The sequence below is a fragment of the Achromobacter deleyi genome, assembly GCF_902859705.1.
GTDB lineage: Bacteria > Pseudomonadota > Gammaproteobacteria > Burkholderiales > Burkholderiaceae_B > Achromobacter > Achromobacter deleyi.
In genome coordinates, this window is sequence record NZ_CADIJO010000006.1 from 127,797 (window position 1) to 140,904 (window position 13,108).

13 protein-coding genes are annotated in these 13,108 nt (G+C 66.5%); 5 read left to right on the forward strand and 8 right to left on the reverse strand.

Annotation, left to right across the window (positions count from 1 at the left end; all coding sequences use genetic code 11):
- Nucleotides 1-40: 40 nt before the first annotated feature.
- A complete protein-coding gene (gene ribD / locus HV798_RS11255) occupies nt 41-1,192 on the reverse strand; it encodes a bifunctional diaminohydroxyphosphoribosylaminopyrimidine deaminase/5-amino-6-(5-phosphoribosylamino)uracil reductase RibD (protein WP_281360846.1) in 1,152 nt (383 codons plus the stop codon).
- 214 nt (nt 1,193-1,406) lie between these two features.
- Here ribD and HV798_RS11260 point away from each other — a divergent pair, with 214 nt between their 5' ends.
- Nucleotides 1,407-1,973, forward strand: coding sequence for a cysteine hydrolase family protein (locus HV798_RS11260; RefSeq protein WP_175193374.1), 567 nt, complete (start codon nt 1,407-1,409; stop codon nt 1,971-1,973).
- A 26-nt stretch (nt 1,974-1,999) separates the two neighbouring features.
- Entirely contained in the window at nt 2,000-2,959 is a 960-nt protein-coding gene (locus HV798_RS11265; protein WP_175193375.1) for a GlxA family transcriptional regulator, read from the forward strand.
- A 13-nt stretch (nt 2,960-2,972) separates the two neighbouring features.
- On the opposite strand, the gene nrdR is transcribed toward HV798_RS11265, so the two are convergent.
- The gene (nrdR, locus tag HV798_RS11270; RefSeq protein WP_025137582.1) at nt 2,973-3,452 is read right to left on the reverse strand and encodes a transcriptional regulator NrdR; all 480 of its coding nucleotides are present in this window, start codon (nt 3,450-3,452) and stop codon (nt 2,973-2,975) included.
- A gap of 129 nt (nt 3,453-3,581) precedes the next feature.
- Nucleotides 3,582-4,832: a serine hydroxymethyltransferase gene (glyA, locus tag HV798_RS11275; protein WP_175193376.1), complete on the reverse strand. Its 1,251-nt coding sequence runs from the start codon at nt 4,830-4,832 to the stop codon at nt 3,582-3,584.
- 206 nt (nt 4,833-5,038) lie between these two features.
- Between glyA and HV798_RS11280 the strand changes: the two genes are divergently transcribed.
- Nucleotides 5,039-5,677, forward strand: a complete 639-nt coding sequence (locus tag HV798_RS11280; protein ID WP_175193377.1) for a LysE family translocator — start codon at nt 5,039-5,041, stop codon at nt 5,675-5,677.
- 71 nt (nt 5,678-5,748) lie between these two features.
- Here the strand turns inward: HV798_RS11280 and HV798_RS11285 are convergent, their stop codons facing one another.
- Nucleotides 5,749-6,405, reverse strand: a complete 657-nt coding sequence (locus HV798_RS11285; RefSeq protein WP_175193378.1) for a YbhB/YbcL family Raf kinase inhibitor-like protein — start codon at nt 6,403-6,405, stop codon at nt 5,749-5,751.
- A 97-nt stretch (nt 6,406-6,502) separates the two neighbouring features.
- The gene (gene tyrS, locus HV798_RS11290) at nt 6,503-7,732 is read right to left on the reverse strand and encodes a tyrosine--tRNA ligase (RefSeq protein WP_175193379.1); all 1,230 of its coding nucleotides are present in this window, start codon (nt 7,730-7,732) and stop codon (nt 6,503-6,505) included.
- Between the two features lie 260 nt (nt 7,733-7,992).
- Between tyrS and HV798_RS11295 the strand changes: the two genes are divergently transcribed.
- Both HV798_RS11295 and HV798_RS11300 read left to right on the forward strand, forming a co-directional pair.
- Entirely contained in the window at nt 7,993-9,402 is a 1,410-nt protein-coding gene (locus HV798_RS11295) for a M23 family metallopeptidase (RefSeq protein ID WP_175193380.1), read from the forward strand.
- Between the two features lie 82 nt (nt 9,403-9,484).
- Nucleotides 9,485-10,657, forward strand: coding sequence for an anhydro-N-acetylmuramic acid kinase (locus HV798_RS11300; RefSeq protein ID WP_175193381.1), 1,173 nt, complete (start codon nt 9,485-9,487; stop codon nt 10,655-10,657).
- A gap of 133 nt (nt 10,658-10,790) precedes the next feature.
- Here HV798_RS11300 and erpA read toward each other — a convergent pair whose 3' ends face one another.
- From erpA to argC, 3 genes are all read right to left on the reverse strand, one after another.
- Complete coding sequence (gene erpA / locus HV798_RS11305) at nt 10,791-11,162, reverse strand: iron-sulfur cluster insertion protein ErpA (RefSeq protein WP_006388644.1); 372 nt, start codon at nt 11,160-11,162, stop codon at nt 10,791-10,793.
- 86 nt (nt 11,163-11,248) lie between these two features.
- Nucleotides 11,249-11,995, reverse strand: a complete 747-nt coding sequence (locus tag HV798_RS11310) for a DUF6776 family protein (RefSeq protein WP_175193382.1) — start codon at nt 11,993-11,995, stop codon at nt 11,249-11,251.
- 40 nt (nt 11,996-12,035) lie between these two features.
- Nucleotides 12,036-13,100 carry an N-acetyl-gamma-glutamyl-phosphate reductase gene (gene argC / locus HV798_RS11315; RefSeq protein ID WP_175193383.1) on the reverse strand — a complete coding sequence of 355 codons (1,065 nt, stop codon included), beginning with the start codon at nt 13,098-13,100 and terminating at the stop codon, nt 12,036-12,038.
- Nucleotides 13,101-13,108: the final 8 nt, after the last annotated feature.

Below are 13,108 nucleotides of genomic sequence, written 5' to 3' on the forward strand. Positions count from 1 at the left end.
AAGAAGAGCGCTCGGAAAGAAGATCGCTCGGACGCGGCCCCTAGGACAGCGTCGGCAGCTCGACCCGGCGCATCAGCTCGCGCCAGTGGTCCGCCACCCGGGCGCGCACCCGCAGGTCGGCGCCCACGCGCTCGGCGTCAATGAATTCGTACCGTGGGGCGGCCTCCAGCCGCTCCAGCAGCGGCAGCTTGACCAGGCCGGCGGCCTCGCCCAGCAGCATCGGCGCCAGGTAGACCAGCAGTTCGTCGATGCAACCGGCCGCCACCAATGCGCCGCTCAGGCCGGCGCCCGCCTCGACATGGACTTCGTTGAACTGCTCGGCAGCGAACCAGCGCATCATCGCCGGCAGGTCGACCCGGTGGGGCTCCTGCCCAGGCAGCTCGACCACCCGCACATTCCTGGCCGCCAACCGCGCGGCTTTGGCGGCATCGGCGCGGGCCGTGAACACGATGACCTCGCCGCCATCGATCAGGCGCGCGTCTTCCGGCAGCTCGAAGCGGCCGTCGACCACTGCCCGGCGCGGCTGGCGCGGTGTGGCCACGCTGCGCACGGTCAGTTGCGGGTCGTCTTTCAGTACGGTGCCGATGCCGGTCAGGACCACGCAGCTGCGCGCGCGCCAGCGGTGTCCGTCGGCGCGCGCCTCGGGGCCGGTGATCCACTGTGATACGCCGTTATGCAGCGCGCTGCGGCCGTCCAGCGACGTGGCCATCTTCAGCCAGGTCCAGGGCAGCCCGCGACTCATCCGCGACATGAAACCCGCGTTGATGGCCAGCGCCTCGTCGCGGCACACACCTGTGGTGACGGCAATGCCGGCCTCGCGCAGCCGCGCCAGGCCCCGGCCATTGACCAGGGGATTGGGGTCGCCCAACGCCACCACCACCCGGGCCGGCCTGGCGGCCAGCAAGGCGTCCACGCAAGGCGGCGTACGGCCGAAATGGCTGCACGGCTCCAGCGTGACATACACCGTGGCGCCGGCCACCGATTCACCCCGTGCCTGCGCATCGCGCAGCGCGCCGACCTCGGCGTGCGGGCCGCCCGGCGGCTGGGTCGCGCCTTCGCCCAGCACCCGCCCATCGCGCACGATCACGCAGCCCACCCGCGGATTGGGGGCCGTGGTGTACATGACGGTCTGCGCCAGCGCCAGGGCGCGCCGCATCCAGGTAAGGTCGTCGGAGTCGTAGGGGTGCGTCATGCCTGCGATTGTATGTCCGCCGCCCGCCGCAAGCACCCAGGGCGGCCGGTCGGCGAACACCCCGCGCCCTGCCGCGCTATGATCCTCACAAGGGGCGTTTCAGCATGTCCGTTTTGGGCCGACGCTGGTCTGGAGCGGCCTCGCCCAGGGGGCTCGCCAGGGCGACAATGCCTGCCATACCCCCCTGAAATTCCACGGCACGGAGCCCGGAACCATGAAACAAGCACTGATAGTCATTGACGTCCAGGATTCCTTCCGGCAACGTCCGTTTTGGGACGAATCCGAATACCCGGCATTCGTCTCGCAACTCCAGGGCCTGATCGATTCGGCCGTGGCGCGCGGCATTCCGGTGCTGCAGGTGTTCCACATCAGCGCCGCCAACGATGCCGCCAATCCGTTTTCCCTGGCCTCCGGCCACGTCAAGACGCTGGACGAAATCCGCATTTCGCCTGATGCCGTGTTCCACAAGACGGTGCATTCGTCGCTGTATGCCAAGGGCGCCGACGGCTCGACCCTGCAGGACTGGCTGGCCGCGAACGGCATCGAAGGCGTGATCGTCAGCGGCATCCGCACCGAACAGTGCTGCGAAACCACCACCCGGCACGCCAGCGACGCCGGCTACAAGGTCGTGTTCCCGACCGACGCCACGCTGACCTTCGCCATGCAAAGCCCGTCGGGCCAGCACTACACCCCCGCGGAAATCCGCGACCGCACCGAACTCGTGCTGCAAGGACGCTTTGCCCGCATCGCGCGCGCGGCCGACGCCTTCGCCAGCGCCTGATCGGGCGCCTTCGGATACGAGCCGCAATGATTCCCGTGCACTTCGTACTGCCCCGGGGCATCGTGCTGCTGGACGTGGCGGGCCCAGCCGAGGCCTTTCGGGTCGCCAACAAGCTGTGCCCCGACGCGTTCACGCAGCACTTCTGCGGCCCGTCCACGGAAATCGAAAGCGGCATTCCCGGCCTGCACCTGGCGCGCATCCAGCCGCTGCCCGACAGCCTGCCGCCCGAAGCCCTGGTGATCGTCTCGGGCGTGGTCGGCAAACCCACCCGCCTGGACGAACCCGAGGCGCGCCGCATCATCGACTGGCTGGCGGTACGGCATCCGGCCGATGGCTTCACGCTGATGACCGTCTGCGCCGGGGCATTGTTCGCCGCCGCGGCCGGCCTGACACGCCAGCGCGACTGCACCACGCACCACAGCTGCCTGGCGCAGCTTGCCGCCATGGATCCCACCGCCCGGCTGCACGACAACCGCATCTTCGTCGAAGACGGCAACCTGGTCAGCAGCGCCGGCATCACCGCCGGCATCGACCTGGCGCTGCACATGGTGTCGCGGCATTGCGGGCCGCGCGTGGCCAGCGAGGTGGCGCGCGACATGGTGGTCTACCAGCGCCGCGCGGGCACCGATTCGGCGCTGTCGCCGTGGCTGGAACACCGCAATCACATGCATCCCGGCGTGCACCGCGTGCAGGACGCCGTGGTGCGCAATCCGGCCGCAGCCTGGTCGGCGCAATCGCTGGCCGAGCAGGCCCACACCAGCGCGCGGCATCTCACGCGGCTGTTCCGCGAGCACGCGGGCTGCACGCCGATGGACTATCTGTATCAGATCCGCGTCGCGCTGGCGCGCGACATGCTGCGCGAAACGCGCTTGAACCTGGAACTGGTGGCGGAAAAATCGGGCTTTGGTTCGGCCCAGCATCTGCGCCGCGTATGGCGCCGGTTCCAGCCGCAGACGCCAAGCATGGCGCGGGCGGAACCTCAATAGACGGCGCGCGCCGTCATTCCTTGCGCAGCTTGCCCGGCAGCAGCGGCCCCTGCATTTCGCGGATGGCCTCGACGAATTCGCCGATGTCCTCGAAGCTCTTGTAGACCGACGCGAACCGCACGTAGGCCACCTTGTCGAGCTTGCGCAGCTCGGTCATGACCAGTTCGCCGATATGTTCGGTGGGCACTTCACGCAAGCCGCTGGCCAGCAGCTGTTCTTCGATGCGGGCCACGGCCCCGTCTACGTCTTCGGTGCTGACCGGCCGCTTGCGCAGCGCCAGGCTCAGGCTGGCGCGCAGCTTGGCCGGGTCGTATTCGCTACGGCTGCCGTTGCGCTTGACGACCGACGGCATGGCAAGCTCCACCCGTTCGTACGTGGTGAATCGCTTGTCACAGGACTGGCAGCGGCGCCGGCGGCGGATGGCGTCGCCCTCTTCCGAGACACGGCTGTCGACGACCTGCGTTTCGGAATTGCCGCAAAATGGACACCGCATGTGTGATCCCTGAAAACACGGAAAGGCAATAATTCGTCGACATTGTAACGATGAAACAAACAAAAGGACGGCCCCTTGCGGAGCCGTCCTTTGCGCGGGCCGGGCGGCTGACGCCGCCACGGCGCCGTTTTACTTCTTGCCGTAGACCGGCAGGCGCGAGGTCAGTTCGTTGACGCGGGCGCGCACGGCAGCGATGTTGGCCTCGTCACGCGGGTTGTCCAGCACGTCGGCGATCAGGTTGGCGGTCAGTTCCGCTTCGGCTTCGGTGAAACCGCGGGTGGTCATGGCCGGGGTGCCCAGGCGGATGCCGCTGGTCACGAAAGGCTTTTCCGGATCGTTCGGGATGGCGTTCTTGTTGACCGTGATGTGGGCCTGGCCCAGCACGGCTTCGGCTTCCTTGCCAGTGATGCCCTTGGAACGCAGGTCCACCAGCATGACGTGGCTTTCGGTACGGCCCGACACGATGCGCAGGCCACGCTTGACCAGCGTGTCGGCCAGCACCTTGGCGTTCTTGACGACTTGTTGCGCGTAGGTCTTGAATTCGGGTTCCAGCGCTTCCTTGAAGGCCACGGCCTTGCCTGCGATGACGTGCATCAGCGGACCGCCCTGGATGCCGGGGAAGATCGCCGAGTTGACGATCTTTTCGTATTCGGCCTTCATCATGATGACGCCGCCGCGCGGGCCGCGCAGCGACTTGTGCGTGGTCGAGGTGACGAAGTCGGCATGGGGCACCGGGTTGGGGTAGGCGCCGCCCGCCACCAGGCCGGCGTAGTGGGCGATGTCGACCATGAACAGCGCGCCGTTTTCATGGGCGATGCGGGCCATGCGCTCGAAATCGATGTGCAGGGCGTAGGCCGAAGCGCCAGCCACGATCAGCTTGGGCTTGTGTTCGCGGGCCAGTTGCTCGACCTGGGCGTAGTTCAGGACTTCGTTTTCGTCCAGGCCGTACGAGATGAAGTTGTACAGCTTGCCCGAAGCGTTGACCGATGCGCCGTGGGTCAGGTGGCCGCCTTCGGCCAGGCTCATGCCCAGCACGGTGTCACCCGGCTTCAGGACGGCCATGTACACGCCCTGGTTGGCTTGCGAGCCCGAGTTGGGCTGCACGTTGGCGGCTTCGGCGCCGAAAATCTGCTTCAGGCGGTCGATGGCCAGTTGCTCGACCACGTCGACGTATTCGCAACCGCCGTAGTAGCGCTTGCCCGGATAGCCTTCGGCGTACTTGTTCGTGAGCTGCGTGCCCTGGGCTTCCATGACGGCCGGGCTGGCGTAGTTCTCCGAAGCGATCAGCTCGATGTGCTGCTCTTGGCGTACGTCTTCCTTCTGGATGGCGGCCCAGACGTCCGGGTCAGCCTTGGAGAGGGTGAGGTTGCGGTCAAACATGACGGGAGGTTCCTGAAGCGGGTAAGAGAGGAGGAAACTGCGCCCGGGCGGGTAAACCCGGATAATGACGAATAGTTTACCGCGTCATCTCGATTCCCTTGTCGCCAAAATGCCCCGAATGGCGGCAAAATTCCCGGCATGGACGCGAAATATCTGACATTTCCCCACACCGGGAAAACGCGCTCATCCCGACTTGAGAAACTTTCATGCAAACCCAGACCTTGATCGCCTACACCCTGGTCGCCGCCGTCAGCGTCGTCACCCCCGGCCCCGCCAGCATCCTGGCCATGCGCAATGGCGCGGCCGGCGGCCTGCGCGCGGTGCTGCCGTCGTCGTTGGGCAACGTCACCGGCCTGTTCCTGCTGTCGGCCGCCGCCATGCTGGGCCTGGGTGTGGTGCTGCAATCGTCGGCGCTGCTGTTCGCGGCGCTCAAGATCGCCGGCGCCGCCTACCTGATCTACCTGGGCCTGCGCCATCTGCTGGGCCGCAGCAGCGTGGCCGCGCCGCCGCCCGACCCCCAGGGGCGCCCGCCCCGCGGCGCCTGGGCGCTCTACCTGGAAGCCACCTTCGTGGCCGGCCTGAACCCCAAGCCCATCCTGTTCTTCACCGCGCTGTTCCCGCAATTCCTGAACGCCGCCGAGCCGCTCTTGCCGCAGTTCTTCATCCTGACCGGCATCTTCATGGGCATGTCGCTGCCCTCGCTGCTGGCCTACGGCCTTCTGGCGCGGCGCGCCCGGCGCCTGTTCCAGCAACCGCGCGCCGTGCTGTGGATCAACCGCGCGGTGGGTTCGGTGTTCGTCGCCTTCGGCGTGGCACTGCTGCGCCTGAAACGCGCGACCGGTTGACGGACGCCCCTGCCGCCAGCCAATAAAAAGGGCCGCATTCAAGCGGCCCTTTTTTTGTACCCCTGCGTCGATCAGGACGCCGAGGTTGCGCCGATCTGCTTGGGCGCCAGCTTCGGGTTGAGCGTGTAGGTGCCCGTCAGCGACGCCTGGGCCAGCACGTGCTTCTGCAACGCCCGCAGCGCATCTTCACCGGTGAAGGCGCCCTGCAGGTTCAGCGTATGCACATCCAGCGCGTACAGCGTGAACACATAGCGGTGCACCAGCGCGTCGTTCCAGGGCGGGCACGGGCCGTCGTAGCCGAAGTAGTCGCCGCTCATGTCGTGGTCGTTGGCGAACCAGGACGAATACGAGTTGATGCCCTGGCGGGCATCCAGCGGCGCCAGCGGGCCGCCCTTGCCACGCGGCGTGATGCCGTTGGAAAAGGCGCCCTCTTCGATGTCGCGCATGTCGGCGGACAGGTCCACCAGCACCCAGTGGAAGAAATCCACGCGCGGCAGGTCAGCCGGCACTTCGCGGCCTTCCTGGTTGACGTCGTCGGGCTTGGAGGGCACGTCCGGATCGTGGCAGATCAAGGCAAACGACTGCGTCCCCGCCGGGACGTCGTCCCAGGAAAACTGCGGGTTGAAGTTGTCTGCCAGCGCGACGTGCGATTGCGCATCGATCTTGCCGAAGGCGTAGCGCTCCGGAATCGACTCGTTATCGGAAAAAGACAAACTCGAAAGTTTCATGTCGTGCTCCTTGAAGTGCCGCAAAGGCGTCCCTGCCCCTGACCATGCCTCCAGCGTATCAAAAACTTTGCGATGATGGGTTCACAAAAGTTCGCAATCACGCATTCACGGTAACACGCGCGAATTTGCGCTTGCCGACCTGCACGACATAGGTGCCCGCCGGCAGTTGCAACGATTTGTCTTCGACCCGGTCGCCATTGACGCGCACGCCGCCTTGCTCGACGTTGCGCTGGGCTTCCGACCCGGACGCCACCAGCCCGGCTTCGCGCAGCAGCTTCAGGATGCCGACCGGCGCGCCGCCCAGGGTGACCTCGGGCATGTCTTCCGGAATGGCGCCGTCGCGGAACCGCGCCTCGAACGACGCCAGGGCCTCTTCGGCTGCCTTGGCCGAATGGAAGCGCGTGATGATTTCCTGGGCCAGCATGACCTTGGCGTCGCGCGGGTTGCGGCCCTCGTCGATGGACTGCTTGAGCGCGGCGATGTCTTCCAGCGAGCGGAACGACAGCAGCTCGAAATAACGCCACATCAGCGTGTCGGAAATCGACATCAGCTTGCCGAACATCGAATCGGGCGCTTCCGAGATGCCGATGTAGTTGCCCTTGGACTTGGACATCTTCTCGACGCCGTCGGTCCCCACCAGCAGCGGCATCGTCAGGATGCACTGCGGCTCTTGCCCATATTCCTTCTGCAACTCGCGGCCGACCAGCAGGTTGAACTTCTGATCGGTGCCCCCCAGCTCCAGATCGGACTTCAGCGCCACCGAGTCATAGCCCTGCATCAGCGGATACAGGAATTCGTGCACCGAGATCGGGATGCCGCCCTTGAAGCGCTTGGTGAAATCCTCGCGCTCCATCATGCGGGCCACCGTATAGCGCGAGGCCAGCTGGATCATGCCGCGCGCGCCCAGCGGATCGCACCACTCGGAGTTGTAACGGATCTCGGTCCGGGCCGGGTCCAGCACCAGGCTGGCCTGCGCATAGTAGGTCTTGGCATTGGCCTCGATCTGCTCGCGGGTGAGCGGCGGACGGGTGCTGTTGCGGCCGCTGGGGTCGCCGATGGTCGAGGTGAAGTCGCCGATCAGGAAAATGACTTCGTGGCCCAGGTCCTGCAGCTGGCGCATCTTGTTGAGCACCACGGTGTGACCCAGGTGGATGTCCGGCGCCGTCGGGTCCAGCCCCAGCTTGATGCGCAGCGGCACGCCGGTGGCGCGGCTTCGGGCCAGCTTGCGGGCGAATTCGGATTCGACCAGCAGCTCATCGCATCCGCGTTTGGCAATACGCAGATCGGCTTCGACTTCGGGGGTGATGGGGGCTTCGGAGGGAGACATTTTTTGGGGGGCCGCGACGGCTTTAGCCGATAAAAAGGTGTAAAAAGTGACGAAAACTATCGAAAATTCTAGCCGAATCAGCTAGGATACCGCCCTAATCATACGCAACTGTCATATATACGCAGTTGCTGTCCGGTCTACCACCCGTTTGTTCACAAGTTGCGCCCCGCGCCAGCCCTTGCCCCGGAAAACGTGGCGCGCGGGGGCCGTTCGTGTCACGCACCCTGCGAGCTCAAGCCACCTGAGAGGGTATCTTCACGATGAATCGTGGCCTCCACGACCTGGCGAGTAGCATCAAGCGCAAAGTTGCTGCCGTGTTTGCGCCCGTCGAGCCCAAGCCCCACCGCTCGGGACTTTTCCGCCGCACTCTCCTTGTCACCGCCATCGGCCTGTTTGCCGGCGCCGCCGCCCTGGGCATGGTGCAGCAACCCGACCGCAGCGAAATCCCCCCGTCCCGCATCATCCAGAGCGTTCTGCCGCTGACCACCGAACAGGTTGAAGTCAGCACGCCCAGCGCCGCGCCGTACATCAGCGAAACCCGCATCCGCGCGGGCGACACGCTGGCCGCCGTGCTGCAACGCCTGGAACTCGATTCGCCCGACCTGCAGACCTTCCTGACCCACGACGCCAGCGCGCGCAGCATCTACAAGCTGTACCCGGGCCGTTCCGTGCAGGCCGCGACCGACGCGGAAGGCAACCTGATCTGGCTGCGTTACATCCACACTCCCGGCAACGAAGCTGACGGCCAGGTCGTCACTCGCATGCTGCACGTGGCGCGCACCGGCGACGGCTACAAGGCCGAAGAAATCACCGAGAACACCGATCGCCAGACCCGCGTTGCCGTGGGCACGATCCGTTCGTCGCTGTTCGGCGCCACCGATGCTGCCGGCATCCCGGATTCGGTCACCATGCAGATGGCCGACATCCTCAGCTCCAAGATCGACTTCCTGCGCGACCTGCGCCAGGGCGACCAGTTCCGCGTGGTCTACGAAGTGCGCTCGCACGACGGCCGCTACGCGGGCGCCGGCCGCGTGCTGGCCCTGGAATTCATCAACGGCGGCAAGACCCACACCGCCGTCTGGTTCAGCGCCGACAACAAGACGGGTTCTTACTACGACTTCGACGGCACCAGCCTGCGCGGCGCGTTCCTGCGCACCGCGCTGAAGTTCAGCCGCATCAGCTCCACCTTCGGCATGCGCATGCACCCCATCCACAAGACCTGGACGGGACACAAGGGCGTGGACTACGCGGCCCCCTCGGGCACGCCGATCCACTCCACGGCGGATGGCACGGTGGAATTCTCGGGCTGGCAGAACGGCTACGGCAACGTGGTCATCGTCAAGCATTACGGCAAGTACTCGACGCTGTACGCGCACCAGAGCCGTATCGCCGAAGGCATCACCAAGGGCGCCAAGATTTCCCAGGGCCAGTTGCTGGGTTACGTGGGCGCCACCGGCTGGGCCACCGGCCCGCACCTGCACTACGAATTCCGCGTCGACAACCAGCCCATCGACCCGCTGTCGGTGGACCTGCCTGTTGCCCGCGCCCTCGAACCCGCCGAAATCCGCGCGTTCAACCAGGCCGTGGGTCCGTACAAGCAGCAGATCCAGCTGCTGACCGAATTCCAGCAGACCCTGCCCGACGCGCTGACCAACGTGGCCAGCCGCTAAGCAGCCCTGTCTGCATGACGCACCCGCAAGGCGGCCCGCGCATCTCGATGCCGGGCCGCTTTTTACTTAGGCGGATCTATTCATGACTGCATCTCCAAACGCCCAGCTCCCCTCGGCAGAGACCGCTTCGCCGCAGGGCCGCCCCAAGGCGGGGGGGCCACTCTTCATCGGACTGATGTCAGGTACCAGTGTCGATGGCGTCGATGGCGTGCTGGTTCGCCTGCCGGACGGCCAACCGCCGCAGGTGCTGGCCAGCGCCAGCCTGCCGATGCCGGCAGCCCTGCGCACCGAACTGCTGGCGCTGAACGTGCCCGGCGATGACGAGCTGGCCCGCGGCGCGTTGGCCGCCAACGAACTGGCCCGGCTGTATGCTCAAACCGTGGCCGACCTGCTCGCTCAGACTGGCCTGCAAGCGCAGGATATCGCCGCCGTCGGCGCCCATGGACAGACCGTGCGCCATCGGCCCGACCGCGGCTATACGCTGCAATTGAATGCGCCTGCCCTCCTGGCCGAACTGACCGGCATCGACGTGATCGCCGACTTCCGCAGCCGCGACGTGGCCGCGGGCGGTCAGGGCGCGCCGTTGGTTCCGCCGTTCCATGCCGCCATCTTCGGCGCCCCGCAGGGCCGCGCCGTGCTGAACCTGGGCGGCATCGCCAACGTGACGCTGCTGACGCCGGGCCAGCCGCCCCGTGGCTTCGATACAGGCCCCGCCAACGTGTTCCTGGACGCCTGGTGCCAGCGCCACCTGGGCCAGCCCTACGACAAGGACGGCCACTGGGCCGCCACCGGCCAGGTGCTGGCGCCGCTGCTCGAACAACTGATTGCCAGCGAGCCGTGGTTCGCGCTGCCGCCGCCCAAGTCGACCGGCCGCGACCTCTTCAACCTGCGCTGGCTGGACGACCGGCTGGCAGCCTACGACGGCCCAGCCCCTGCCCCGCAAGACGTGCAGGCGACCCTGCAACGCCTGACGGCCCGCACCGTTGCCAACGCCATCGATGCGGCCGCTGCCGATACGCGCGAGGTCTATGTCTGCGGCGGCGGCGCGTACAACGCGGGGCTGATGCGTGAGCTGGCGTATTGCCTGCAGCGCCCGGTGCACGCCACCGACGCCCTGGGCGTGCCGGCGCAGCAAGTCGAAGCCCTGGCCTTTGCGTGGCTGGCGCAGGCGTTCCTGACGGGCAGGCCGGCGGGCGTGCCCGAGGTCACGGGCGCCCGCGGCCCGCGTATCCTGGGCGCGCGGTATCCGGCCTGACATCAGGCCGCCTGGACAACCGGCCCAAACAAAAAGCCCTTCGGCATGCCGAAGGGCTTTTTTTGTCGCTCAGGCGCACGCACCCGACATCGCGGCGGCCCGCCTAAGCGAACCTGACGCGATCGCTACCGGCTTACACCGAGAACGACGAACCGCAGCCGCAGGTGGTGCTGGCGTTGGGGTTGCGGATGACGAACTGGGCGCCTTCCAGGTCTTCCTTGTAGTCGATCTCGGCGCCGACCAGGTACTGGAAGCTCATCGGGTCGACCAGCAATTGCACGCCGGCCTTGTCCAGCACGGTGTCGTCTTCGTTGACGACTTCGTCAAACGTGAAACCGTACTGGAAACCCGAACAGCCCCCGCCCTGCACGAAGACGCGCAGCTTCAGTTCGGGGTTGCCTTCTTCGGCCAGCAGGTCCTTGACCTTGGCGGCTGCCGAGTCGGTGAACACCAGGGGAGCAGGCGGGGCGGCCTGCAGGTCGACGGTTTCGGTCACTGCATTCATGATTCACTCCTGGCCGGTTCGGCCGTATTCCGGTGAGCGGCGTCGCCGCTCGTATACATCCACTATAGCGCAGGCCCTGCCCAGACTCAAAGTTCAAGCTTGACGCTGCGCGAGGCGCGGACGGTGTCGCCTTCGAGGACGCTGATGGTGACGCTTTCGGGGACAAATCCCTCGGGCACAGCCAGGACTCCCTGGCTGCGCTGGTATTGATCGAACTGCAACGCCAGCGACGCTGCCGTAGTGGTTTCGCCGGTGGCGGGCACCGGGCCGCTTTCGGCCTTGACCTGCATGGGGGCCAGATCCACCGTGACGGTTTCACCCTTGAGCGTACCCGTGGCCTGGAAGCGCAATGTGCCGGCAAACGCGGCCGCGCCATTGCGGCCGCTGCGCATCAGCAGCACCTTGTAGCGCAGGCCGGCGCCGTCGCGCTCGATCTGGGCGCCGCGGATATCCACCGAGCCCTCGGGGCCGGGGGGCAGCAACTGTTCGTAGAAAGCCAGCTGATCGCGCACGCGCCCGACTTCGGCCTGGGCGGCATGCAGCTGGGTTTCGAGTTCCTGGCGGGCGGAACGCTCGATGACCAGTTCGCCATCCGCGGTATCGAGCTGGCCACGGATGTAGCGCAACTGCACCGCCTGCTGGCGCATAGCCTCGTCGCGCGCTTCGACCTGCTCGGCGCTGAGCACCACCGCGTCCTTGGGCTGGTACACGCCGCGGGCGTAGAAGTAACCCGCCGCCAGGCCCAGCGCCACGCCCGCCACGATACCGGCAGCCACGCGCAGGCCGGAACCGGCGCGGGAAGGTCGAGGTGTTGCGGACGTTTCGTTGGACATGGGAAGCGGGCCGGCGGCTAGCCGCCGGCCCGGCAAGGCGTCACGGCAGGATCGCGACCTGGTCCAGGCCCGTGGTTTCGGCGATGCCGAACATCAGGTTCATGTTCTGCACGGCCTGGCCGGCCGCGCCCTTCACCAGGTTGTCCTGCACGACCATGATGATGAGCTGGTCGCCGCCGCCCGGGCGCGACAGCGCAATGCGCAGGTTGTTCGAGGCGCGCACCGAGCGCGTTTCGGGCAGGCTGCCGGCAGGCATGACGTCGACGAAGGCTTCGTCGGCGTAGCGCGCTTCGAACAGCGCCTGGAAGTCGGTGTCGCGCGCCTCGGGCAGGATGCGGGCGTAGATGGTCGAGAACATGCCGCGGATCATCGGCACCAGATGCGGCACGAAGGTCAGGCCGACCTTGCCGCCAGCGATCTTCTCGAGCTGGGCGACGATTTCGGGGTGGTGGCGGTGGCCGGCCACGCCATAGGCCTTGAAGTTGTCGGACGCTTCAGAGAACAGCGAGCTGACTTCGGCTTTGCGGCCGGCACCCGACACGCCCGACTTGCAATCGGCGATCAGGGTTTGTGCATCGACCAGTTGCTTGCCGCCTTCGAGCAGCGGGGCCAGCCCGAGCAGCACGGTGGTGGGGTAGCAGCCAGGGTTGCCGATGACGCGGGCCTTGGAGATGGCTTCGCGGTTCAGTTCGACCAGGCCGTACTGGGATTCGGCCAGGATGTCCGGGCAAGTATGGGGAATCTTGTACCAGCGCTCGAACGTGGGGATGTCCTGCAGGCGGAAGTCGGCGGCCAGGTCAATGACACGGGTGCCGGCGGCGATGAGTTCCTGCGCCTGGGCCATGGCCACGCCATGGGGGGTGGCGAAGAACACCACGTCGCAATCGGTCAGCGTGGCTTTTTCCGGCGAGGAAAACGCGATCTTCACGCGGCCGCGCAGGTTCGGATACATGTCGGCCACCGGCAGCCCGTCTTCCTTGCGGGAGGTGATGGCGGTCAGTTCCACATTGGGATGTTGCGACAAGAGACGCAGCAGTTCGACGCCGGTATAACCGGTGCCGCCGACGATGCCAACCTTGATACGGGTGTTCGATGCTTGGGCCATGATAGGTA

Excerpts from the sequence above, each read along its gene's own strand:
- ribD (WP_281360846.1), bottom strand. The coding sequence starts at position 1,192 with ATGACGCACCCCTACGACTCCGACGACCTTACCTGGATGCGGCGCGCC.
- HV798_RS11265 (WP_175193375.1), top strand. The coding sequence starts at position 2,000 with ATGATTCCCGTGCACTTCGTACTGCCCCGGGGCATCGTGCTGCTGGAC.
- HV798_RS11285 (WP_175193378.1), bottom strand. The coding sequence starts at position 6,405 with ATGAAACTTTCGAGTTTGTCTTTTTCCGATAACGAGTCGATTCCGGAG.
- erpA (WP_006388644.1), bottom strand. The coding sequence starts at position 11,162 with ATGAATGCAGTGACCGAAACCGTCGACCTGCAGGCCGCCCCGCCTGCT.
- argC (WP_175193383.1), bottom strand. The coding sequence starts at position 13,100 with ATGGCCCAAGCATCGAACACCCGTATCAAGGTTGGCATCGTCGGCGGC.
- HV798_RS11280 (WP_175193377.1), top strand. The coding sequence starts at position 5,039 with ATGCAAACCCAGACCTTGATCGCCTACACCCTGGTCGCCGCCGTCAGC.
- HV798_RS11310 (WP_175193382.1), bottom strand. The coding sequence starts at position 11,995 with ATGTCCAACGAAACGTCCGCAACACCTCGACCTTCCCGCGCCGGTTCC.
- nrdR (WP_025137582.1), bottom strand. The coding sequence starts at position 3,452 with ATGCGGTGTCCATTTTGCGGCAATTCCGAAACGCAGGTCGTCGACAGC.
- HV798_RS11260 (WP_175193374.1), top strand. The coding sequence starts at position 1,407 with ATGAAACAAGCACTGATAGTCATTGACGTCCAGGATTCCTTCCGGCAA.
- HV798_RS11300 (WP_175193381.1), top strand. The coding sequence starts at position 9,485 with ATGACTGCATCTCCAAACGCCCAGCTCCCCTCGGCAGAGACCGCTTCG.
- HV798_RS11295 (WP_175193380.1), top strand. The coding sequence starts at position 7,993 with ATGAATCGTGGCCTCCACGACCTGGCGAGTAGCATCAAGCGCAAAGTT.
- tyrS (WP_175193379.1), bottom strand. The coding sequence starts at position 7,732 with ATGTCTCCCTCCGAAGCCCCCATCACCCCCGAAGTCGAAGCCGATCTG.
- glyA (WP_175193376.1), bottom strand. The coding sequence starts at position 4,832 with ATGTTTGACCGCAACCTCACCCTCTCCAAGGCTGACCCGGACGTCTGG.